At 70.2% G+C, this 23,915-nt stretch carries 10 protein-coding genes and 1 pseudogene; 7 read left to right on the forward strand and 4 right to left on the reverse strand.

Annotation, left to right across the window (positions count from 1 at the left end; all coding sequences use genetic code 11):
• Positions 1 to 955 precede the first annotated feature (955 nt).
• Positions 956 to 4,477 carry a DNA-directed RNA polymerase subunit beta gene (gene rpoB / locus BKH33_RS13040; RefSeq protein WP_076072741.1) on the forward strand — a complete coding sequence of 1,174 codons (3,522 nt, stop codon included), beginning with the start codon at positions 956 to 958 and terminating at the stop codon, positions 4,475 to 4,477.
• A 177-nt stretch (positions 4,478 to 4,654) separates the two neighbouring features.
• The gene (locus tag BKH33_RS13045) at positions 4,655 to 8,608 is read left to right on the forward strand and encodes a DNA-directed RNA polymerase subunit beta' (RefSeq protein WP_003784573.1); all 3,954 of its coding nucleotides are present in this window, start codon (positions 4,655 to 4,657) and stop codon (positions 8,606 to 8,608) included.
• Between the two features lie 112 nt (positions 8,609 to 8,720).
• On the opposite strand, the gene BKH33_RS13050 is transcribed toward BKH33_RS13045, so the two are convergent.
• Complete coding sequence (locus tag BKH33_RS13050) at positions 8,721 to 9,698, reverse strand: DUF4862 family protein (RefSeq protein ID WP_003784574.1); 978 nt, start codon at positions 9,696 to 9,698, stop codon at positions 8,721 to 8,723.
• 152 nt (positions 9,699 to 9,850) lie between these two features.
• Here BKH33_RS13050 and BKH33_RS13055 point away from each other — a divergent pair, with 152 nt between their 5' ends.
• The 5 genes and pseudogenes from BKH33_RS13055 to BKH33_RS14240 all read left to right on the forward strand — a co-directional run bounded on the left by BKH33_RS13055 (position 9,851) and on the right by BKH33_RS14240 (position 18,874).
• Positions 9,851 to 12,250, forward strand: a complete 2,400-nt coding sequence (locus BKH33_RS13055) for a sialidase family protein (protein WP_003784579.1) — start codon at positions 9,851 to 9,853, stop codon at positions 12,248 to 12,250.
• 61 nt (positions 12,251 to 12,311) lie between these two features.
• Positions 12,312 to 14,570, forward strand: a pseudogene (locus BKH33_RS13060) (beta-galactosidase).
• A gap of 104 nt (positions 14,571 to 14,674) precedes the next feature.
• Complete coding sequence (locus BKH33_RS13065; RefSeq protein WP_003779726.1) at positions 14,675 to 15,757, forward strand: hypothetical protein; 1,083 nt, start codon at positions 14,675 to 14,677, stop codon at positions 15,755 to 15,757.
• A 294-nt stretch (positions 15,758 to 16,051) separates the two neighbouring features.
• Positions 16,052 to 17,458, forward strand: coding sequence for a hypothetical protein (locus tag BKH33_RS14300; RefSeq protein WP_275935697.1), 1,407 nt, complete (start codon positions 16,052 to 16,054; stop codon positions 17,456 to 17,458).
• Between the two features lie 30 nt (positions 17,459 to 17,488).
• Complete coding sequence (locus tag BKH33_RS14240; protein ID WP_244157430.1) at positions 17,489 to 18,874, forward strand: hypothetical protein; 1,386 nt, start codon at positions 17,489 to 17,491, stop codon at positions 18,872 to 18,874.
• 66 nt (positions 18,875 to 18,940) lie between these two features.
• On the opposite strand, the gene BKH33_RS13075 is transcribed toward BKH33_RS14240, so the two are convergent.
• The 3 genes from BKH33_RS13075 to BKH33_RS13780 all read right to left on the reverse strand — a co-directional run.
• On the reverse strand, positions 18,941 to 22,381 hold the full coding sequence (locus tag BKH33_RS13075) for an AAA family ATPase (protein ID WP_003781748.1): 3,441 nt from the start codon (positions 22,379 to 22,381) through the stop codon (positions 18,941 to 18,943).
• Entirely contained in the window at positions 22,378 to 23,703 is a 1,326-nt protein-coding gene (locus tag BKH33_RS13080; protein WP_076142794.1) for a metallophosphoesterase family protein, read from the reverse strand. Before BKH33_RS13080 ends, BKH33_RS13075 begins: the two co-directional genes overlap by 4 nt.
• A 51-nt stretch (positions 23,704 to 23,754) precedes the next feature.
• Positions 23,755 to 23,915, reverse strand: a 161-nt coding sequence (locus BKH33_RS13780; protein ID WP_143229072.1) for a tetratricopeptide repeat protein, incomplete at its 5' end; no start/stop codon positions are given.

Raw genomic sequence — 23,915 nt, forward strand, 5'->3', positions numbered from 1 at the left:
CCACACTAAGAGACCCACCCTGCTCCCAGCGTTGTCGGCCTGGGGCGGGGCATAGGTAGGCGCCTGACATGAGTCGCAGCAGACCGGGATTGCGCGACGCAGTGAAGCGCTTGCGGCGGCCCGAGTAGATGATGGTTGGTCGAAGGTGTGCAGGGACCGGGCAGACGGAAACGGGGCGACTGGCGGAGGCTGCGATGGGGCTCATGCGCTGAGTCTCCTCAGGGGGCACAGTTGTGACGAGCGCAGGCCCCTGAGGTTGTGGATCCGGCGGCGTCTCGCCGGAGAAAGACCCTGCTGTGGATCCCGGAGCTGTGGGAGGCTGCGGATTCCTGGTGGAGGGGTAGTGGGAGCGAAGCCCTCGTTGGCGCTTCATCGTGCCCCTGTGGTCGGCTTCGCTACGGCCCGACGACGTCGAGATGGATTCTGCTCGCTGTCCGCTTCGGCGGGGATCGAGGAGATCGGGAACGTACTTGTGCCGCGAGGACTGCGATGTCCTGCAGACGACTGAGGTCCGTCCCCAGTGGTCTGCGGGAGAACGCAGTCGCCGAGCGGAAAGTACGTTCTCGGCGGCGTTAGCGGCGTCGGCTGTGGGAACGGGGGTGGCCGGGAGGTGCGAAGGGGCGGCAGCGGCCTGGCGCGAACCGGTTCAGCTGCTCCGAGAACCGATCGTGCTGAGGGATTCAAGTCACGCGGAGGGCGCCGGCGGGGCAGTATGCGCGACTGTGGTGGGAATCGCAAGGACGAGGTGGGAATCGGCGTGGAGTCCTTGACGTCGGCCGTGTACGCTAGCGCTTTGCGTGCATTGTGTGTATTGGCGCGAGGAGTATCTGCCCTCCGCGCGGGCCTCGGCCCGACCGGAACCCTGGCGGGCGCGAGCCCGACACCGCAGATTCTACTCAACCCTTTGCTCGCGGTGCGCGTTGTGTGATCCCCGATCTGAGGGAAGGATCCCCCTTTGGCTGCCTCGCGCACCTCTGCACCCACTGCTGCTGACATCGCCGCTCGTACCGCGTCGCGTCGTATCAACTTTGCCAAGATCGCTGAGCCCATGCAGGCTCCGAATCTGCTCGCCCTCCAGACCGAGAGCTTCGACTGGCTCGTCGGTAACGAGAGATGGCGTGAGCGGATGATCGCCGCCAACAAGGCGCACCCGGGTTCCCTGCCCGAGACCTCCGGTCTGGAGGAGATCTTCGATGAGATCTCCCCGATCGAGGACTTCGGGGAGACCATGGCCCTGTCCTTCCACGACCACCGCTTCGAGGAGCCGAAGTACACGGCTGAGGAGTGCCAGGAGAAGGACCTCACCTACTCCGCCCCTCTTTACGTGGTGGCGGACTTCGAGAACTTCTCCACCGGTGAGATCAAGTCCCAGACGGTCTTCATGGGCGACTTCCCGCTCATGACGGACAAGGGCACCTTCATCGTCAACGGCTCCGAGCGCGTCGTCGTCTCCCAACTCGTGCGCTCACCTGGCGTGTACTTCGAGCGCACCACCGAGAAGGCCACGGATAAGTACGTCTACAACGTCAAGTTCATCCCCTCGCGCGGCGCCTGGCTCGAGTTCGAGATCGACAAGTCGGACCGTGTCGCGGTGCGCATCGACCGCAAGCGCAAGCAGGACATCACCGTCTTCCTGCTGGCCCTGGGCATGGACGAGTCGGAGATCCGCAAGGAGTTCGCCGACTTCCCGGCCCTGACCTCCGCGCTGGACGAGGACCGCAAGATCACCACCCAGGACGAGGCGCTCCTGGACATCTACAAGAAGATCCGCCCCGGCGAGCCGCCCAGCGTCGAGGCCGGCCGCACCCTGCTGGAGAACTTCTACTTCAACCCCAAGCGCTACGACCTGGCCAAGGTCGGTCGCTACAAGATCAACAAGAAGCTGGGCCTGGCCTCGGACCTGACCGAGTCCACCCTGCGGATCGAGGACATCGTCGCGGCCCTGCGCTACCTGCTGGCCCTGCACGCCGGCGCCGAGACCGTCGAGGGCGTGCGCGACGGCGAGATCACCGAGATCGCCGTCGAGTACGACGACATCGACCACCTGGGCAACCGTCGTATCCGCGCCGTCGGCGAGCTCATCCAGGCGCAGGTGCGCACTGGTATGAGCCGCATGGAGCGTCAGGTGCGCGAGCGCATGACCACCCAGGACGTCGAGGCCATCACGCCGAACACGCTCATCAACATCCGGCCCGTGACGGCCGCGATCAAGGAGTTCTTCGGCACCTCCCAGCTGAGCCAGTTCATGGATCAGAACAACCCGCTGGCGGGCCTGACCCACAAGCGCCGTCTGAGCGCCCTGGGTCCCGGCGGTCTGTCCCGTGAGCGCGCCTCCATGGAGGTCCGCGACGTCCACACCTCGCACTACGGGCGCATGTGCCCCATCGAGTCCCCCGAGGGTCCCAACATCGGCCTCATCGGCTCGCTGGCCACCTTCGGGCGCATCAACCCCTTCGGCTTCGTCGAGACCCCCTACCGCGTCGTCGTCGACGGCCAGGTCACCGACGAGACCCACTACCTGACGGCCGACGACGAGGACCGCCACGTCATCGCCCAGGCCAACGTCACCCTCACCGAGGACGGCCACTTCGCCGAGGACCACGTCCTGTGCCGCGTCACCGGCGGTGAGCCGGCCCTCGTGCCCTCCTCGCAGGTGGACCTCATGGACGTCTCCCCGCGCCAGATGGTGTCGGTGGGTACCTCCCTCATCCCCTTCCTCGAGCACGACGACGCCAATCGCGCCCTCATGGGCGCCAACATGCAGCGCCAGGCCGTGCCGCTCATCCGTCCCGACGCCCCGCTGGTGGGCACGGGCATGGAACGGCGCACCGCCGTCGACGCCGGTGACGTCCTCGTGGCCGACAAGGCCGGAGTCGTCACCGAGGTCTGCGCTGACTTCGTGCGCGTGGCGAACGACGACGGCACCGAGAAGGTCTACAAGGTCGCCAAGTTCCGCCGCTCCAACCAGGGAAACTGCTACAACCAGCGGGTCGTGGCCACCGAGGGCGAGCGCGTCGAGGTCGGTTCGGTCCTGGCCGACGGCCCCGCTACCAACGAGGGCGACCTGGCCCTGGGCCAGAACCTCCTGGTCGCCTTCATGACCTGGGAGGGTCTCAACTACGAGGACGCCATCATCGTCTCCCAGCGTGTGGTCGCCGAGGACATGCTCACCTCGATCCACATCGAGGAGCACGAGGTCGACGCCCGCGACACCAAGCTGGGTGCCGAGGAGATCACCCGGGACATCCCCAACGTCAGCGAGGAGACCCTGGCCAACCTCGACGAGCGCGGCATCATCCGCATCGGTGCCGAGGTCCGCAGCGGTGACATCCTCGTGGGCAAGGTGACCCCCAAGGGCGAGACCGAGCTGACCAGCGAGGAGCGCCTCCTGCGCGCCATCTTCGGTGAGAAGGCCCGCGAGGTCCGCGACACCTCCCTGCGCGTGCCCCACGGTGAGTACGGCATCGTCACCGGCGTGCGCGAGATCGACGCCGCCTCCGACGACGCCGAGCTGCCCGCGGGCGTCAACCGCATGGTGCGCGTCTACATCGCCCAGCGACGCAAGATCACCGTGGGTGACAAGCTCTCCGGCCGTCACGGCAACAAGGGCGTCATCTCCAAGATCCTGCCCGTGGAGGACATGCCCTTCCTGGCCGACGGCACCCCGGTCGACGTCATCCTCAACCCGCTGGGCGTGCCCAGCCGTATGAACGTCGGCCAGGTCCTCGAGCTGCACCTGGGGTGGGTTGCCTCCCGCGGCTGGGACGCCACTGCCGCCCGTGAGGCCGGCGAGGCCTGGACTGCCAACCTGCCCGAGAACGGCATCAAGGCCGAGCCCCGCACTCCCGTGGCCACACCCGTCTTCGACGGCGTGCGCGACAACGAGCTCATGGGGCTGCTGAACTCGACGCTGCCGACCTCCGACGGCCTGCAGCTGGTGGAGCCCAACGGCAAGGCGCGCCTGTTCGACGGCCGCTCCGGCGAGCCCTTCCCGTACCCCATCTCGGTGGGCTACATGTACATCCTCAAGCTCCACCACCTCGTGGACGACAAGATCCACGCCCGCTCCACGGGCCCGTACTCCATGATCACCCAGCAGCCGCTGGGTGGTAAGGCCCAGTTCGGTGGTCAGCGCTTCGGTGAGATGGAGGTGTGGGCCATGGAGGCGTACGGCGCCGCCCACGCCCTCCAGGAGCTCCTCACCGTCAAGTCCGATGACGTCAACGGTCGCGTCAAGGTCTACGAGGCCATCGTCAAGGGCGAGGACATCCCCGAGCCCGGCATCCCCGAGTCCTTCAAGGTGCTCATGAAGGAGATGCAGTCGCTGTGCCTGAACGTCGAGGCCCTGGACGCCGAGGGCAGCGCCATCGCCCTGGACGACACCGACGACGACGGCTCACGCGCCGCCGAGGAGCTCGGCTTCGACCTGGGCCGGCGTCCGGGTGGAGCCACCGCCTCCACGGTCGACGAGATCTGAGTGGCCACTGCGGTGACGACTTCGTGACAACTTCATCGAGCCCCGGTTGAGGGCGGGCGGCAGGTCCGCCGCCCGCCCTCCCACCAGGCTCGCAGGCGCCGTCGGAGTCATGGAACAACGACGACGGAACGCCCCCAGACCACCACCTGATGAGATTCACCATCGGAAGTAGGAACTGTGCTCGACGCCAACGTGTTCGACAGGATCCAGCTCGGCCTCGCCACTGCGGAGGACATTCGCTCGTGGTCCCACGGCGAGGTCAAGAAGCCCGAGACCATCAACTACCGCACCCTCAAGCCCGAGAAGGACGGCCTCTTCTGCGAGAAGATCTTCGGCCCCACCCGGGACTGGGAGTGCGCCTGCGGTAAGTACAAGCGCGTGCGCTACAAGGGCATCGTCTGCGAGCGCTGCGGGGTCGAGGTCACTCGCTCCAAGGTGCGTCGCGAGCGCATGGCCCACATCAAGCTCGCCGCTCCGGTCACCCACATCTGGTACTTCAAGGGTGTTCCCTCGCGCCTGGGCTACCTGCTCAACCTTGCGCCCAAGGACCTGGAGAAGGTCATCTACTTCGCGGCCTACATGGTCACCGAGGTCGACGAGGAGGGCCGTCACGACGACCTGCCCTCGCTGCGCAACGAGCTCGAGGTCAAGAAGAAGCACCTCGAGGAGTCCGGCCAGGCCGAGGTCGAGGCCCGCCAGCAGCGCCTTGAGGAGGACCTCGCCCAGCTCGAGGCCGAGGGCGCCGAGGCCTCCCAGCGCGACAAGCTCCGCAAGACCGCCGAGCGCGAGATCACGGCCATGCGCCGTCGCAACCAGCGAGCCCTGGAGCACATGGACAAGGTGTGGGACCGCTTCGTGAGCCTCAAGGTCGGTGACCTGGAGGGTGACGAGGTCCTCTACCGCGACATGGTCGCCGACTACGGCATCTACTTCAAGGGCTCCATGGGCGCCGAGGCCATCCAGGCCCGCCTGCGCAGCTTCGACCTGGAGGGCGAGGCCTCCTCCCTGGCCGAGATCGTCGAGAACGGCACCGGTCAGCGCAAGACCCGCGCCATCAAGCGTCTCAAGGTCGTCAACGCCTTCCGCATGACCGGCACCGCCCCGGAGTCGATGGTCCTGGACAACATCCCGGTCATCCCGCCGGACCTGCGCCCCATGGTCCAGCTCGACGGTGGCCGCTTCGCCACCAGCGACCTCAACGACCTCTACCGCCGCGTCATCAACCGCAACAACCGCCTCAAGCGGCTCATGGACCTGGGCGCCCCGACGATCATCGTCAACAACGAGAAGCGCATGCTTCAGGACGCCGTCGACGCCCTGTTCGACAACGGCCGTCGCGGCCGCCCGGTCACCGGCGTGGGCAACCGCCCGCTGAAGTCCCTGTCCGACATGCTCAAGGGCAAGCAGGGCCGCTTCCGTCAGAACCTCCTGGGCAAGCGCGTGGACTACTCCGGCCGTAGCGTCATCGTCGTCGGCCCCCAGCTCAAGCTGCACCAGTGCGGTCTGCCCAGCCAGATGGCCCTGGAGCTGTTCAAGCCCTTCGTCATGAAGCGGCTCGTCGAGCTCAAGGAGGCCCAGAACGTCAAGGCCGCCAAGCGCATGGTCGAGCGCGCCAACCCCAAGGTCTGGGACGTCCTGGCCGAGGTCATCCGCGAGCACCCCGTGCTGCTCAACCGCGCCCCCACCCTGCACCGCCTGGGTATTCAGGCATTCGAGCCCCAGCTCATCGAGGGCAAGGCCATCCAGCTGCACCCGCTCGTGTGCGGCGCCTTCAACGCCGACTTCGACGGCGACCAGATGGCCGTCCACCTGCCGCTGGGTGCCGAGGCGCAGGCCGAGGCCCGCATCCTCATGCTGTCCTCGAACAACATCCTCAAGCCCTCTGACGGGCGCCCTGTGACCATGCCCAGCCAGGACATGATCATCGGTACCTACTACCTCACCTCCGACCCCGACCCGGCGGTCGAGGTCGAGCGCGACGCCGAGGGCAACGAGATCGTCCCGGCCTTCTCCTCCTTCGCGGAGGCGGTCATGGCCTACGACTTCGGCAAGCTCCACGTCAACGCCGCCTGCGACATCCGCTTCGAGGAGGGCATCGCCGCGCCCGAGGGCTGGCAGCCGCCCGAGGGGTGGAGCGAGGGCGACCCGATCACCCTGCGCACCTCGCTGGGCCGGGCCCTGTTCAACACCTCGCTGCCCGAGACCTTCCCCTACGTCAACTACGTCGTGGACAAGAAGCAGCTGGGCAACATCGTCAACGCCCTGGCGGAGAACTACTCCCGCGTGGAGGTGGCCGCCTCCCTGGACGCCCTCAAGGCCAACGGCTTCTACTGGTCCACCTGGTCCGGTATCACCGTCGCCTTCGCCGACGTCGTCTCCCCGGAGGCCAAGCAGGAGATCCTCGTTCGCTACGAGAACGAGGCCGCCGAGATCGAGGAGCAGTTCGAGCTCGGTGCCCTCACCGAGGACGACCGCTACGCCTCGCTCATCGACATCTGGACCAAGGCCACCGCCGAGGTCGCCGAGGCGATGCGCGAGAACTTCCCGCAGCGCAACACCGTCTACCAGATGGTGGTCTCCGGGGCCCGAGGCAACTGGGACCAGATCCGCCAGCTCGCCGGTATGCGCGGTCTGGTGGCCGACCCCAAGCAGCGCCTCATCGAGCGTCCCATCAAGTCGAACTACCGCGAGGGCCTGAGCGTCCTGGAGTACTTCATCGCCACCCACGGCGCCCGTAAGGGCCTGGCGGACACGGCGCTGCGTACCGCCGACTCCGGCTACCTCACGCGTCGTCTGGTCGACGTCTCCCAGGACGTCATCGTCCGCGAGGAGGACTGCGGCACCCGCAAGGGCCTGACCAAGCGGATCTTCTCCTGGATCGAGGCCGGCGACGAGCTCATCAAGGAGCCCTCGGAGATCCTGGGCACCACCGTCTTCGGCACCACCCTGGCGCGCGACGCCATCGACGCCGAGGGCAACCTCATCATCGAGGCCGGCGCCGACCTCGGCGACGCCGAGATCCAGGCCGCCATCGACGCGGGCATCGAGGAGATCACGGTCCGCTCCGTGCTCACCTGCGACTCCAACGTCGGTACCTGCGCCGCCTGCTACGGCCGCTCGCTGGCCACCGGTAAGCGCGTGGACATCGGTGAGGCCGTCGGCATCATCGCCGCCCAGTCCATCGGTGAGCCCGGAACGCAGCTGACCATGCGTACCTTCCACACCGGTGGCGCGGCCGGCGCCGCCGACATCACCCAGGGTCTGCCCCGTGTGCAGGAGCTCTTCGAGGCCCGCACACCCAAGGGCGAGGCCGCCGTGGCCGAGGCCGCCGGCACCCTCAAGATCGAGGACGACGCCGACGGCAAGCGCCTGGTCATCACCCGTGACGACGGCGAGGAGGACGTCATCGTCCCGGTCTCGCGTCGTCAGCGCCTGCTGGTGGCCGACGGCGACCACGTGGAGCCCGGCCAGGCCCTCACCGAGGGGCCGGTCGACCCCAAGAAGGTCCTGCGCCTGCGTTCGGTGGCCGCCACCCAGCGCCACCTCGTGGAGGAGGTCCAGGAGGTCTACCGCTCCCAGGGCGTGGACATCCACTCCAAGCACATCGAGGTCATCGTGCGCCAGATGCTGCGCCGCGTGACCGTGCTGGACTCCGGGGACACCCACCTCCTCCAGGGTGACCTGGTCGATGTCATGCATTACCGCGCCGAGAACCGTCGGGTCATGGCCGAGGGCGGTAAGACCGCCACCGGCCGTACCGAGCTCATGGGAATCACCAAGGCCTCGCTGGCCACGGACTCCTGGCTGAGCGCCGCCTCCTTCCAGGAGACCACGCGCGTGCTCACCGAGGCCGCCATGAACGGCAAGTCCGACCCGCTGCTCGGGCTCAAGGAGAACGTCATCCTCGGTAAGCTCATCCCCGCCGGTACCGGACTGGCCCGGTACTCGGACATCGAGGTCGAGCCCACCGAGGAGGTCAAGGCCGAGGTCTTCTCCCGCGTGGACCTGGGGGACAACGTCTTCGGCGAGTCCGTCGCCCTGGACGACTTCCACTTCGGCGGCGACCTGCGTGCGGACTTCTCCGACGACTTCCGCACCGGCTTCTCCAGCAGCGAGGACGTCGAGTTCTGATCGAGCCCTCACTGGGCCCGCACGGCCTGAGGATGGCATAGCGTTCGGCCCGCTCCCCGGTAGGGGATCGGGCCGAACGTCGTGTGAGGGCGGGCAGAGGTACGAGGGCGACTCAGGCGCTGAGCATGGCCTCGCGGACACGGCCGACCCAGGCGAGCTTCTCCTCCAGGGAGGCACTGGCCGGGGTATTGATCTTGAGGCCCTCATAGGTCTGGGCGAAGGCGGCCGCACGCATGGTGGCGGCCACCCGCTCGGGCGTGAGCCAGCTGGTCGGCTCGTGCTCGGCCAGCGGCAGGTGCGCGTCGGCCCACGCCCAGGCCCACTGGGTCTCCTCGGGACCGGCGCCCGAGATCATGACTCCGCCCAGGCGGCCGGCCTCCACCAGCTCGCGTACGTGGCTCTCCGGGGTGGTCGGGTCGTGGGTCTCGATGACGGAGCGTCCCCAGTTGACGGTGATGAGCGCCGGGGTGTCGCGGCAGGCGGCGATCTCCTGGGACAGCGACAGGAAGGCCTTCTCCGAGGGACCCACACCGCCCTCGGCGTCGCAGTGCTCCACGATCATGCCCAGGTTCCGGGAGGCGAAGTCCTCGGCCAGCTCGCTCAAGGAGGCGTGGAAGGCCTCGGCGCCGGCCTGATGGTGGGGCGCCGAGTGCAGCTCCACCCGGGTGACGAGCTGCTGGCCCGCAGCCTCGTGGAGGCGGTCGACCGCCTCGAGCAGCGAGCGGGTGTAGGCCAGGGCCTGGCCGCGCCCATCGTCGTCGGGGGAGGCCAGGCCGAAGGCGGGATCGGCCCCGGCACGTCCCATGGTTCCCGGAATCGCCGTGACGACGCACTGGGTGAAGCGCCCCGCCAGCTGCTCGGCCAGCCATGGCGTGGGCGCGTCGAGCGCCTCCCGGAAGGGCAGCTCAATGCCGTCGACCCAACCGAGGTCGGCCAGGTCGGCGTAGAGGGCAGCAGCCCCGCGGCGGTCCTCGTCATTCGGGGGAAGCATGGGGTAGGCGCCGACGACGAACGGTACGGCGCGGTGCTCAGCGGGTTTCTCAGCCTGGTGCTCAGTCTGGTTCTCAGTCCGATTCTCTGAGGCGGACATAGGGTCTCCTTGAGGTTCTGGAATCGTGCTACAGTGCGCGATACGTCAGACATCATATGACTGAATGGCGTTGTGGCGCACCGTCGCGCACAGGCTTCGCTTCACCGCATCACTCCGCCAGAAAGTCGATACTCTCCTGAGAGACCCGGCTCATGCTCCTCGAACTCATCCCATCCGATGCCTCCTCCCCGCTGAGTGTCAGCGAGCGCGACCTCGCCGCTCTGGCCGTCTGCGAGCGCGGCACGATCCTCCTTGATGTCTCCGCCAGGGCCGACGCCACCCTCATGACGCTCACCGGCACCAACGGGCGGATCGCGCTGGAGCTGCGCGGAGGCCGCCTCTACGGCGAGCAGGTGCTCGGAGCCGACGGTTCGCCGGCGGCGGGCGACGGCGTCGAGCGGCGCATCCTCGACGCCGAGGACGCCCTGGGCCTGGACGACGGCCGCCCCCACACGATCGCCCTGAGCGTCAACGAGACCGGTACCCACCTCTACGCCGATGGCTACGAGTGCTTCTCCACGACCCTGGCCGCATTCCTCGCCCAGATCGGCCTGACCGGCGTGAGCATCGACCCCGACGGGATCGCGGAGGTGACCCGCCTGGCCGTCTGGGCCGAGCCCCTCAGCGACCGCGCCGTCATGGCCCAGTCCCTGGCCGCCACCCCGATGGTCCAGTTCGCGGCCAGTGAGCTCTCCGCACGCGACGCCCGCCGCACCGGGGCCCTGACCACCGGCGCCATCCGCGCTCTGTTCCGCACCCGAGGCCGTGGACAGGCCGGCACCGTCATCGCCGCGTGCGGAAAGGACGGCACCCTGCACCTCGAGATCGACGCCGGGGGTCTGTCCTACCGGATCCTGCCCGGAGCGGACTCGTCCGAGACGGAGCCCCTCATCGAGGTGCGAGCCCCGGGCCACTGGGACGACGGCACCTGGCACGACGTCGTCGTGACCTCGGCCCGCGGCGCGACGGAGATCCACGTCGACGGCTACCAGGTCGCCCACGCCCCCGGCAGCGCCTTCCTGGCCGACATCGCACCGGTCGCCCGCGTGGTGGTGGGCGCCGACCTGGACGGCAAGCGCCTCTTCGGTGAGGCCCAGACCGCCATGATCTACGACGCCGCCCTCACCGACGCCCAGATCAAGCGCCTGGCAGGGGCCTCCCCGCTGCCCACTCGCGCCCTGTTCGACACCGGCTACCACGGCGCCGAGTCCTACCGGATCCCCTCCCTGCTCACCCTGGACAGCGGCGTCGTCCTGGCCGGCGCCGACCAGCGCGTCTCCATCCCCAACGACGCTCCCAACGACATCAACCTCGTCATGCGCCGCAGCCTCGACGGCGGGCAGACCTGGGAGGAGATGCGCACCCTCCTCTCGTTGCCGGGAACCGGGGCGCTGGGGGCCTCCCTCATCGACTCCGTCCTGGTGCAGGACCGCTCCACCGGCCGCGTCATCTGCCTGGTCGACCAGTTCCCCGGCGGCGTCGGCCAGCCCAACGCCGTCGTCGGCACCGGCTTCGACGCCCAGGGGCGCCGCATGCTGCACAACCGCGTCGGAGAGCTCTTCGCCGTCGAGCCCGACGGCACCGTGGTGACTGCCTCGGGCGAGCCCACCGACTACCGCGTCGTCCTGGGCGCTGACGCCACGACGTGTGCCCGTGCCGGTGACGTCCTCCTGGACGGCGAGGCCGCCGGCAGCATCTACCTCGCCTACGAGCAGGCCCCCGAGGACTGCCTCTTCCAGCACCGCAGCTCCCACCTGCTCATGATCACCTCCGACGACGAGGGCGCCACCTGGTCCGAGCCGATCGACATCACCGCCCAGGTCAAGGCCGACTGGATGTGCTTCCTGGGCACCGGCCCCGGCAACGCCATCCAGCTGACCGGTGCGGAGCACGCCGGACGCATCCTCGTCCCCGTCTACTACAGCCACGAGGCCGGCGGCACCGGCTACCTGTCCTGCGCCGCCATCTACTCCGACGACGGCGGGGCCAGCTGGACCCTGGGCGCCTCACCCAACGACGGGCGCGAGGTCCTGGGCGCGGTCGTCTCCTCGCGCGACCTGGCCGACGAGCGGGCCAGCCTGTACGAGTCTGTCCTGGTCGAGGGCGCCGACGGCGCCGTGCACGTCTGGGCCCGCAACCAGCACCCCGCGGGGCGGGTCGCCCATGCCGTCTCCCGGGACGGCGGTGCCACCTGGGGCGAGGTCGACTACCACGACCAGCTCACCGAGATCTTCTCCCAGCCCAACGCCATCGCCGTTACCGGCGCTCATGACGCCGCCGGAGTCGCCGACCCCGGCAGCAGGAGCATCGTCTTCGCCAACGCCTCCCAGATGCTGCCCTTCCGCGGCTGCGGCGTCATGCGCCTGAGCCACGACGACGGCGCCACCTGGCCCCACAACCGGGTCATCAACCCGCGCCACTACGTCTACCAGTGCATGGCCCAGCTTCCCAACGGCGATATCGCCCTGCTGTGGGAGCGCGAGTGGCAGGGACTGTTCCTCACCACGGTGCCGCTGGCCTGGCTGACGGGCTCGCGCTCAACGATCAGCTGAATTCTGCGTGCGGCTTCCCGATCCGGGCGCCGGGGTGTGGGCAGTGGGGGAGAATCAGCCCATGACCAGCCCCGTGCACTCTGCCGCAGCCGTCACACACCAACCCGAGCGGACGCCCGGTCCCGCCACCGCGCGTCGCCCGGCGCCCCACGAGCTGCTGGGGCTGACCAGCCCCGCCTACGGCGGCGACTACAACCCCGAGCAGTGGGACGAGGCCACCTTCGCCGAGGACCTCGAGCTCATGGCCGAGGCCGGCGTCAACCTGGTCTCCCTAGGCATCTTCTCCTGGGCACGACTCGAGCCGCGCGAGGGAAGCTACGAGCTCGACTGGCTCGTGGAGATCGTGGACCGCCTCCACGACGCCGGGATCGCCGTCGACCTGGCCACCGCCACCGCCTCGCCGCCCGCCTGGATGGCCACCGACCACCCCGACTCCCTGCCGGTGAACGCCGACGGCGTGCGCCTGGGCTTCGGCTCGCGCCAGCAGTACTGCCCCAGCTCGACCGTCTACCGGGAGCGCTCCGCCGCCCTGGCCAGGGCGCTGGCCGAGCGCCTGGGTGACCATCCCGGCGTCGTCATGTGGCACGTCGGCAACGAGTACGGCTGCCACACCGCCGAGTGCTTCTGCCCCGCCTGCGCCCAGGACTTCCGGGCCTGGCTGGCAGACCGCTACGGCGACGTCGAGCGCCTCAACACCGCCTGGGGCACCGACTTCTGGTCCCAGCGCTACACGAGCCTGGAGCAGGTCTCCCCACCGGCGGCCATGCCCACCTTCCACAATCCCGCCCAGCTTCTGGACTGGAGGCGCTTCAGCGACCACCAGCTGCGCAGCCTCATGGAGACCGAGGCCCGCATCCTGCGCGAGCGCTCGAGCCAGCCGGTAACCACCAACTTCATGGGCGACTTCCCGGCCACCGACTACTGGCGCTGGGCCGAGTCACTCGACATCATCTCCGACGACTCCTACCCCGACCCCGCCGACCCGGCCGCCGCCCACGAGGTCGCCTGGGCCGGTGACCTCATGCGGGGCCTGGCGGGTGGGAGGCCCTGGATCCTCATGGAGCAGGCGCCCAGCGCCGTCCAGTGGCGCGGGCGCAACTCACCCAAGCGCCCCGGACAGCTCCTCCTGTGGTCCCTGGCGCGCGTGGCCCACGGCGCCGACGGCATCCTGCAGTTCCAGTGACGCCAGTCCCGACAGGGCGCCGAGACCTTCCACTCCGGCATGGTCCCCCACGCCGGGCGCGCCAGCCGCACCTGGGACGAGGTGGTGTCCACCGGTCGGGCCCTGAAACGGCTCGGCCCGGTCCTGGGCGAGCCGGTGCGCGCCGAGGCAGCCGTCGTCCTGGACTGGGAGAGCCAGTGGGCGATAAGCGCAGCCATTGGCCCGGTGGAGCTCGGTGAGCGCTTCGAGACAGCCCGATCCTGGCACCGCAGCCTGTGGGAGGCCGGGATCGCCACCGACGTCATCCCGGCGAAAACCGATCCGGGAGCGGACCTGAGTGGCTACCGGCTCATCATCGTTCCCGCCATCTTCATCGACTACCCCGGGCTCGCCCGAAGCCTGGAGCAGGCCGCCGCCGCGGGCGCCCAGGTCGTCGTGGTCGGCCCCACCGGGGTCGTTGACGCCGGCGTCGGGGCGGTCCTGGGCGGCTACCTGGGATCGCTGCGGCCCCTGCTCGGGGTGCGGGTCACCGACCATGCCGCCTTAAGCGGGCCGGTGGAGCAGTCCGACCCGCGAGGCTCGCTCGTCAACCGTCTCAGCCGCGTCGTCGGAACACCCGCCGCCGAGACCTGGACGGGCCTGGAGGCTGTGGCCGAGACGCTTCACCGGGTCCTGGACCGGATGGGCTCACCGGCCCCCGACCTGCGCGCCGGCGGCTGGGCCGAGGAGATCCGAGTCGACGAAGCACCCGGCGACGACGAGGCCGCTCAGGGATGGGAACCGGCCGAGGTCGTGGCGGTCTTCGACGGCCGCGGTGGGGGAGCGGACCTGGCCGGGCGGCCCGCCATCACCCGGCGCGCCGTGGGAGGCGCGGCGGGGGCGGCCTGGTACGTGGCCGCCGACCTCGACGCCCTCAGCCGGGCCGCCCTGCTGAGACTCGTGTGCGCGCACGCCCGGGTGCGGCCGGTCGTGGCCGACCTGCCCGACGGCGTGGAGGCCCAGCGGCGCGGGGAGATCCTCTTCCTGCTCAACCACGGTGACCGGGCCGCCGAGGTGGCCGGAATCGTGGGCACCGACCTGCTGACCGGCGAGGCCTGCACGGGCCATGTGGTCCTGGCCCCGCGTTCGGCGCTCGCGGTGCGAGACAACATGCGGTGAGTCACCGCACGAGGACCTGCGGCTCCTCGTGCCTACGGCGTCGGTGGCGTAGCCTCGGGGGCGTAGAGACCCAATCGATACCCCCCGTGGCAAGGAGCCTCATCGTGTCCCGTCCTCTCTCCCGTGGGCCGCAGTTCGACGACGACGCCGAGGGTGATGCGGCAGTCGACCGCGTCGACCATGTTGACCGTGGACGGCCGACCGAGCGGATCGACCTCGCCCAGGCCGAGGCGCAGGCGGGAGCGACGGAGGCGATCGCCATGCCGCCCGGAGGCGAGGGCTGGGGCTACCTGCCGCCGTCGACGTCGACCCCGCAGCTGGCCGCCTCACCCGACCAGCGCAGCCAGTACACCCAGGTCCTCCAGCCGATGCAGGCGGCGCCGCAGACGATGGCCATGCCGATGCAGGCTACCTACCCGGCTGAGCCGGTCCAGCAGGTCCAGCCGGTCTACGTCAACCCCGAGCCCGCTCGGCCGGCGGCCTCGCGGGGCCCGGTGCAGGAGACCTGGAACGAGCCCGAGCCGGAGCGTCCAGTGGCGCTTCCTCGCCCGCCAGAGCGCCGTCGTACAGCCGCGCTGCCGGTGGGGACGATCATGGTGCTGGTGGCCTCCGGGCTCCTGGGATGGGGCACGTACACGTTGCTGACCACGCTTCATGTCTTCGAGATCATCTCGAGCCGGTCCTGGACCCCGAACTGGACCGCGATCGGCGCGGTCGGCGGTGGAGCGGTACTGGCCTTCATCGCCTTCTTCGTCGCCTGCACGGCCCTGGCGCGGGCGAAGCCGAAGGCTCCGGCGGCACTGCTGCTTCTGGCCGCGCTGTTCCTGCCCCTGGCGGCGACCGCTGCGGGCGTCTACTACGGAGCCGGTGTCCTCAAGACGCAGACCATGGCTGAGGCGGAGAACTTTGCCGGCCAGATCAAGACCGGCGACATCGACCAGGTCCTCAACACCCTGCAGTCAGGAGTCTCCTTCCCCGGGCGTGAGGACATCATCAGCGTCCTCAACACGGTGAAGGACAAGGCCGCTCAGCAGGGCGTCGACCCGCAGGGAGCTGACTCGCAGGGTGGCGACCAGCAGTCCGGTGACCAGCAGGACGGCACTCAGGACGGCTCCCAGGACGGCACTGGCCAGGAAGGCGGCGATGGCCAGCAGGGAGACGGTGAGCAGGCCGGCGGTGAAGGGTAGACAGAAGGCGGTAGGACGTTCGGCGCATTGATCGTGGCGGCGTCGATGCTCGGCTGTGGACAGCGGGGTCACATGTCAAGACCGGGTCACGAAATAGATGTGTGGCTGGTTTTGATGGGGTAGAACTACCCTGTTCGAATCCCTATCGAAGGCAGCCCTGTGTCTAACAGTAGTTTTCCTCCTGAGTCCTCACACAGCGCCGGCGACGCTCCTGCGCCTCCACCCCCGATGACATCTGGGCCAGAGACCGGCAGCTTCCCCGCCATTCCGGTTCCGCCGCCGCCGGGTGCCTCCGTGTCTGAACCGCCGGTTGCCGCGCCGGCACCGCCACCCGCTGCTGCGCCGGCACCGCCACCCGCTGCCACGTCGGCCCCACCGCCCGCTGCTGTTCCGGCCCCACCGCCGGGTGCGGTCGCGGCCCCGCCGGGTGCGACCGAGGTTCCTCCGCCCCCGGCACCGGCCGCCGGCGTCGAGCCCGTGGCCGCCCCGCAGGCCGTGGGTGCCCCGGTCGCCGTGGCGCCTGCTCCGGGAGAGCCGATGCCTCAGGCACCAGGCGGGTTCGCGCAGCCCCAGCAGGTCGGGCTGCCCCAGCAGGTCGGGCAGTCCTCGCCCCTGGCGCAGACCTTCACCGCGTGGCTCCGCGCTCCGGGTCTGACCTCCACGGGCCTGACGCTGGCGGTCGTGCTCGGATCTGCGGCCGTCAGCGCGATCCTCACGCTCGTGGCCATCACAACCATGGACACGACGGACACGTTCCCGACGACCTTCTCCATGCTGCCGCTGCTCATGGGCTGGAGCCTGGGCGGGCAGTTCGCCATGACGGGCTCAACCTCCTATGAGACCGTCACCCTGACCTTCACGTTGCTTCCGATGGGGGCGCTGACCGCCGCCGGTATCGGGGTCTACGTGCTGGCTCGACGTCGCGTTGCAGTTGACGGATCGGCGGCCCCGCTCGTTCCGACGCTGGCGAGGGCCGGAGTCGAGGCCTTCGCGGTGGCACTACTGTCCTGCCTGGTCACGGCCCCCTTCTCCCTGAGCATCAAGATGCTGGGGCTGGAGCGGGTCGTGGTCTCGTCCTCCCCGCTGATGACGATCCTGCTGGTGACTGTCGTGGTCTTCGTGGCACTGGTGGTGGCCCGCAGTGGCGGGCCCCTGCTCGAGCGCCTGCCGGGCCAGGTGGTTCAGGCCGGCCGTGAGCTGGGCGCCTTGAGTGTCGCGCTCGGTGTGGTTCTGGGAGTCTTCGTCATCGTCGCCTACATTGCGGCGGCGCTCACTCGAGGATGGGGGTTCGCCTCGATCCTCCTGCTCCCGGTTCTCCTGCCCAACCTGGTGCTGATCGCTCTGGGACTCGGCTCCCTGGGCGGCCTGACCGCGGACACCGCTCAGGCCATGGACCTGGCCTACTACATGCCGTCCCTGGGCGGCGAGAAGGGCGGCGACGCCTACGCCTGGACCTGGTTCGGCAGCTGGTCGATCCTGTTGTTCGTGGCCATGATCATCGCCATCGTGGCGGCGGCGGTGCGCGTGGGCGTCAGGCGTGCTCGCACTGGGCGGGCCGAGTGGGCGCGAGTCTGGCAGCTCCCGCTCGTGTCGCTCGTCCTGGGGGCGATCGTCTTCTACGGCCTGCTCCCACTGCACTTCTCAGGCACCGACGCTCCGCTGCGCTCCTCGGACGGCGAGGCCGCTCGCCAGCTCTCCTAAGGCATCCAGCCCAATGCCCTGACCTTCTTCATGTTCGGGATCGTGGTGGCGATCATCTCCGTTCTGGCGGAGCTGCTCCCCATGTGGATCTACTCCACCTTCCCGGCAGTGCTGCAGCTGGCCGGTGGGAAGAAGGCCAGTGCGGCCTGGCGTGCGGGCACCTCCGGCAGTCGGCCGACGACGTCGTCCCAGCAGTGGGTTTACGGCACCGACCCGGTCACCGGGGCCAGTACCGCCACGGACACGGCCACGGGTGCGGTCTTCTCGGTGGATCCAGCGACCGGCCAGTGGACGGAGACCACCCCCGCGTCACAGGCCCCGGCCCCAGTTCCCGGCGTCGACGGCGCAGCCGCTGCGGGCGGGGCGGGCGCCTTGCCCGAGCCCGCCCCGATGAACGCCGCCTCACGCCGCAAGGTCGTCCTGGGGCTGACCGTGGCCGGTGTCGTGGTGGCGCTGGTCGTGGTCGGCGTCGTCGCGCTCAACGTCGTCAACGGCATGCGCGGGCCCGACAAGGCGGTCGAGAGCTACCTGACGCTCCTGTCGGAGGGCAAGGCCGCCGAGGCCACCAAGATGGTGGACCCGGGCGTTCCCAATGACCAGCGCAAGCTGTTGACCGACGAGGCCATGAAGGCCGCCACGGCGAGGATCAAGGTCTCCAAGATCGACGAGCCCACGATCTCCGGTAACTCCGCCACGATCAAGGCTCACCTGTCCCTGAACGGAAAGGCCTTCGAGTACAGCTTCACCGCCTCGAAGAGCTCCGGCTCCTTCGGGCTGGAGACCTGGAAGGTGGACAAGGCCCTTGTGGTCTCCACGGACTTCAGCTCCTCCACGCTTCCCGGGCTGAAGGTCGGCGGGGTCGCCGTCGACCTGGCTAAGGACGACAGCGGGTGGGGTGGCACTCGCAACGCGACCCAGTACGCCTACCCGGGTGTCTACCCGGTGGCGGCCTCGGACTCCGTCAGCAAGTATCTGACCGTGAAGGAGTCCTCGCTCACGCTGATTCCCTCAGGCGCGAGCGCGAACTCGTCCTTTGAAACGGCGGGCAGCCAGAAGGTGGAGGCCACTCCCACCGATGAGCTGAAGACCAAGGCCTTGGAGAAGGTCAAGGAGCAGACGAAGTCCTGCGCGACGGTTCCGACGAACACGGACAAGCTCTGCCCCTTCGAGACCTCCACGGACATGACCTCGTTGTCGGTGGACAAGGACGCCACGAAGGTGGAGTTCTCCGAGGACAGTACCGACCTGTCCTTCAAGTCCGACGAGATCAACATCTCCGGTTCGCCCAAGCCGTCGGCCTTCGACAAGAACCCCAGCTCCCGCAAGGCGAAGTTCACCTTCTCGGGGAAGGTGGAGCTGCCGGAGGGCTCCGGCGATCCCACCATCACGATTGAGTCCTCCTCCGGCGTCTACTAGGACGGCAGGCCGGTGCCGGCCGCTGGGACGGCACCGGTGAGGAGAACGCGTTCGCGGCGCGTCGTCTCAGGCGGTCACCCTCAGGGTGGACCCGCCCGAGGCGACGCGCCGCACTGCGATGCGCTCGGCGATCTGGTCGCGCAGCTCGGCCACGTGGGAGACGATGCCGACCGTGCGCCCGCCGGCGCGCAGGTGGTCGACCTCGGCCATGACCGTCTGGAGAGTGTCGGCGTCCAGGGTGCCGAAGCCCTCGTCGATGAAGAGGGTTTCCAGGCTCACGCCCCCGGACTCGGCTGAGACGACGTCGGCCAGGGCGAGGGCCAGTGACAAGGAGACGTAGAAGGTCTCCCCGCCTGAGAGGGTCCGGGGGTCGCGGGCGCGCTCGTCACCGAGGTGGTCGACGACGGCCAGCCCCAGTCCTTTGCGGCGCCGGCGCTGGCTAGCTTCCTCGGCGACTCGGATGAGCTCGTAGCGCCCGGAGGACATCTGGGACAGGCGCTCGTTGGCGAAGACAAGGACCTCCTCGAAGCGGGCCTGCAGCACCCAGGTGGCCAGGGGCGTGCCGGCCTCGTTCTCCCCGCGGGCGAGCGAGGCCACCCGGATGAGGTCGGCGCTGGAGCCGGCAGCCTCCTCATAGGCGGTGGCCGCCTGCTCGACGCCGTCGACTGCCCGGCGCAGGTGCTCGTGGGACTCGGCGGTGCGCGCCTGGAGGGAGGCGGTCTGCCTGGCGGCGGCATCCGCCCGGGCGAGCTCAGCGGAGGCATCCTCGAGACGGTCCTCCTCCTGGCCGCTCAAGGCGGCGATCTGCGGGTCCTCCAGCCCCATACGGACCCGCTCGCGGGCGGTGGCGGCGGCGCGCACGGTTGTGGACAGGGCCTCGACAGCGCCGCGCTCCATGAAGGCCGCCGTTGCCTGAGCCGCGCTGGTGAAGCCCTCCTCCTCCAGCGCCGCGGCCAGGTCGGCCAGGGCGCTGCGGGCCTGGGCCAGGGCGGTGCGGGCAGTGTCGACGTCCTCGGAGGCGTCCTCGGCCTCCTGTGCCCGCACGAGGAGTGCGGCGGCGCGGGCGGTGACGCTCGGCCAGGTCTCGCGCGCCTCGAGGCAGCGTCGCCGGTCCTGGGCCAGAGCCTCGCGGTCGGCCTCCATGCGACTGCGGGCCGACTCCTGGGCCGAGCGGGCGGTATCGAGCGCGGCGCGCTCCTGCTCGGTGCCGGCATCGAAGGCCTCGAGCCGCTCCACCAGCTCCTCGACGCCGTCGGCTGCGGCCCGCGCCGTGGCCAGGGCGGTGGCGGCCGCCTCCAGCGCCTCCTTGGCGGCGGCGACATCCATGCCGTCACTGGTGCGCTGGGCCTCCTGAAGCCGGGTGGCACAGGCGTCGCGCTCCCGGACGGCGCCGCTGAGCGCCTCGTCGGACTGCCGCTGGTGCTCCTCAGCGGCCTCGACCTGCTGGCGGGTGGCGCCGTCGGTGCCGGCGGTGGCGGGGGAGGGGTGCGTGGTCGAGCCGCACACGGGGCAGGGCTCGCCCTCGGTGAGCTCACCGGCGAGTGCCCCGGCGGTCCCGGAGATCCATGCCAGGCGGGTGGCGCGAACCCGTTCGGTCGCCTCCCGCGCGAGCGTCGCCGCCTGAGTGCAGGCAGCGTCTCGCTGGGCGAGCTGGGCGCTGAGCTGCTCGACGGCCAGGGCCGCCCGGTGACGTTCCTCGGCTCGGGTGCGGCGATCCTGAAGGCCCTCGAGACCCGCGCGGGCCGCGCGCGCCGCCTCCAGCGTCTCCACTAGGGCGGTGCGCTGCGCGGGGCGCTCGGCGAGCTTCTCCGCGCGCTGCTCCAACTGGCCGGCGGAGTGCTGCAGCTCCGCCTCCCGCTGCTGTAAGGCGCTTTCGCGTGCGGGGAGGCCGGCCTCGAGGCCTACGAGGGTCTCGAGCTGCCCGTGCTCGTGACGGCAGTGGTGCGCCAGGTCGTCAAGGTCGCGGGGGCTCAGGGCCTCAGCGATGTCCGTCTCCGACTCATCGGCCGCTATAGGGGATTCTGCCGCCTTGGAGTCCTGTGGGTCCGTGTCCACTTCGGTACTGCTGGCGCTCGCCTGGCTGGGTTGATCCTCGAGGGTGGTGAGCTGGCGCTGCGCCTCACGGACCAGGGGCTCGACGAGGGCGGCGGGCGTCACCGCGGCGCCATGGCTGTCAGCATCGCTGCCGGTGGCCTCCTCCGTGCTGCCGGGACTGGTGACTCCGGCCTGCTCGGCCAGGTGGGCCAGGCCGCTCTGGTCGGCGCGGGCGGCCAGTGCGGCGACGGCCTGTTGGGCGCGGCGATGGGCGGTCTGCTCGGCGGCCAGGTAGGGCCGCACCCGGGAGGCGCGTTCGGCGTCCTGGAGACGCCGGGCGTCGTCGGCCTCCTGCTCGGCGCGCTCGGCCAGCCGCTCGTTCTCCTCGATCAGTGCCCGGCGTCGCTCCAGGAGGTCGTGGAGGCTCTGGGCCTCCTCTCGTGCCGACTGGGCCCGGGTGAGTGCCGTCCCGGCGGCCTCAGAGCGGGCGTCGGCCGATGCGACCCGGTTGCGGGAGGCTTCCAGTGCCTCGGCGCCGACGCGGCGAAGAGCCACCAGGTTCGGGGCGGCTCCCGCCATCGCCGCTTCCAAGGCCTGGGCCGGCGTCGGAGCAGGACCGGCGTCGGCCTCCTCCGGCTCCGCGCGGTCGGCGTCGTTCATGGGCAGCGGCAGTGCCTCCTGGGTTCCTCCGGACGGGGCCTCCTGCGACGGGTCATCCCGGACCGCCCCATGGCTGGCGTCTTCGATCTCCTCGCCGGCATCTGCGGTCTCAGCGGGGTAGGGGGCCTCGGCGAGAAGGGGGTGCCGTCCCAGGGAGGCGACCTGCCCGCGCAGGTCGGCCGCGGCCTGCTCGACCCTCCGGGCCCCGTCCCGGGAGGCCTGGATGAGGGCGTCCTGGATGGCGTCGTAGATGCCGGTGCCGAAGACGTCCTTGAGGAGGTGCTGGCGCTCGGAGGAGTCGGCGCGCAGGAACCGGGCGAACTTACCCTGCGGCAGGACGACCGTCTGCGTGAACTGCTCCCGGCTGAGCCCGACGGCGCGCGCGATCTCCGCGTCGGCGTCGCCCACGCGGGTGACGGGCTCGTCGAGCGGCTCCCCGCCGACCTCGGCCAGGTGCCAGAGCTTGACGGTGCCGTTCTGGGTGGTGGTTCCCTGGCCGCGCCGCTTGGCCCGCTCGTAGGTGGGGGTGCGGCGCACCCGGTAGACGCCGGCGCCGGTGGAGAAGACGAGCTCGATGACGCTCTCGGTGTGTGGGCCCACGAGGGTGGAGCGGATGCGCTCCTTGGAGGAGTCGGCCGAGTCGGCCACGTCCCCGTAGAGGGCGAAGACGATCGCGTCGATGATGGTGGTCTTGCCCGAGCCGGTGGGGCCGGTGAGTAGGAAGCGGCCCGAGGCGCCCACGGCGTCGAAGTCGATGTGCTCCCGCCCGGCGTAGGGGCCGATCCCGGTCATGGTCAGGGAGTGGATCCTCATCGCTCGCTCCTCGCGCTCGCCAGGGCTGACTCGTAGGCGCTGCGCAGGACGCTGCGCTCGGAGGGCTGCGGGGCGCGCCCGCAGACGTCGTCGAAGAAGTCCTCGGTGATGCGCAGCGGGTCGGCCGCGGCGGTGACGGCGATGCGCTCGCGGGCGGTGCGCGTGGGGGCCTCGTGCTGGAAGGCCAGGAGGCTGCCGAAGCGCTCCTTGAGGGTGGCCAGGGCGCCGGGTGGCCGCTCGCCCTGGAGGATGACGCGCACCCAGGCGCCGGTGGCGTCGTCGAAGGCGGGGGAGAGGAGCTCGGGCATGGTGCCGGTCAGGGTGCGCACCTGGTGCAGGACCGGGGTGGGGATGCGCTCTAGGCCGGTGACGCCGTCGGCGCCCAGGTCCAGCAGCACGGAGGACTTGGTGGCGGAGTTGCGGGCGCCTTCGGCCTCGTCGAAGGAGAAGGGCAGGGGCGAGCCGGAGTAGACCAGGCGCGGGCCGGTGGGCCGGGTGAGCTCCTGGGGCCGGTGGAGGTGGCCGAGGGCCACGTAGTCCAGGCCGCCGCTGCGCTCGGCCAGGGGCGAGCCGCCCAGGGTGGTGAAGACGCCGGAGGGTACGGAGTCGACGCCGCCGACGCGGATGTCTCGCTCGGACTCGCAGGCCTCGCCGCCGACGACGAAGGCGTGGGCCATGAGCAGGCTCGGTAGGCGCCGGCTGCGGCCGGCGCGCAGGCGGTCCAGGTCCGCGGCCACGAGGCGCAGGGCGGCGGAGACGACGGCCTCGTGTGAGCGGGGCAGGCGCGGGCGCTCCGGTGTGCCGGGACGGGAGGAAGTGCCTCCGTCCTCGGTTTGGTCGTTGTCGGCCGCCTGCTTTGCGGGGGTTTCCTCGCCGAGGCGTTCGGCGAGGAGGGGCGGGAGGATCTCGCGGGCGGCGTCGGGGTCGAGGTAGGGCAGGGCGTGAACGATGGCGGCATCGTTGCCGTCCGCGTCGGGGAGGATGATGCCGCCGTCGAGGCCGGCGGTGCGGGCCCGGATGATGAGGCCCTCGCGCATGAGGTCGGCGGCGAAGCCGAGGCGGCGGGCGGAGTCATGGTTGCCGGGGGTCAGGACCACCCGGGTACGCTCGGTCAGCCGGCGCAGCGTCTCATCGAGGAGGGCGACGGCGTCATTGGGTGGGATGGCGCGGTCGTAGACGTCCCCGGCGACGAGGACGGCATCGACTGACTCGGCGGTGACGAGCTCGACGAGGTGGTCGGCGAAGGCGGCGTGCGCGTCATCGAGCACGCGCCCGTGGAAGGTGCGCCCCAGGTGCCAGTCGGAGGTGTGGAGGATCCGCATGCGGACACTGTCTCACAGCCCACCGACATCAATGACGGCGCCCTGTGGCGGTCAGTCGCCGGTCATCTGGTCCGGGTCCTCCTCGGTGCCGTCCTGCTCGGAGCCCGACGGCGTCTCGAAGAGCTTCTCCGCATCCTCAATCCTGCCTGCGGCGCGATAGGCCTCGGCTAGGTTGTTGCGTGAGGTGAGGGTGCTGGGGTGGTGGGGTCCCA

The organism is Actinomyces naeslundii (genome assembly GCF_001956585.1).
GTDB classification, from domain to species: Bacteria; Actinomycetota; Actinomycetes; order Actinomycetales; family Actinomycetaceae; genus Actinomyces; species Actinomyces naeslundii.

Excerpts from the sequence above, each read along its gene's own strand:
- BKH33_RS13050 (WP_003784574.1), bottom strand. The coding sequence starts at position 9,698 with ATGTCCGCCTCAGAGAATCGGACTGAGAACCAGACTGAGCACCAGGCT.
- BKH33_RS13055 (WP_003784579.1), top strand. The coding sequence starts at position 9,851 with ATGCTCCTCGAACTCATCCCATCCGATGCCTCCTCCCCGCTGAGTGTC.
- BKH33_RS14240 (WP_244157430.1), top strand. The coding sequence starts at position 17,489 with ATGTTCGGGATCGTGGTGGCGATCATCTCCGTTCTGGCGGAGCTGCTC.
- BKH33_RS13075 (WP_003781748.1), bottom strand. The coding sequence starts at position 22,381 with ATGAGGATCCACTCCCTGACCATGACCGGGATCGGCCCCTACGCCGGG.
- BKH33_RS13080 (WP_076142794.1), bottom strand. The coding sequence starts at position 23,703 with ATGCGGATCCTCCACACCTCCGACTGGCACCTGGGGCGCACCTTCCAC.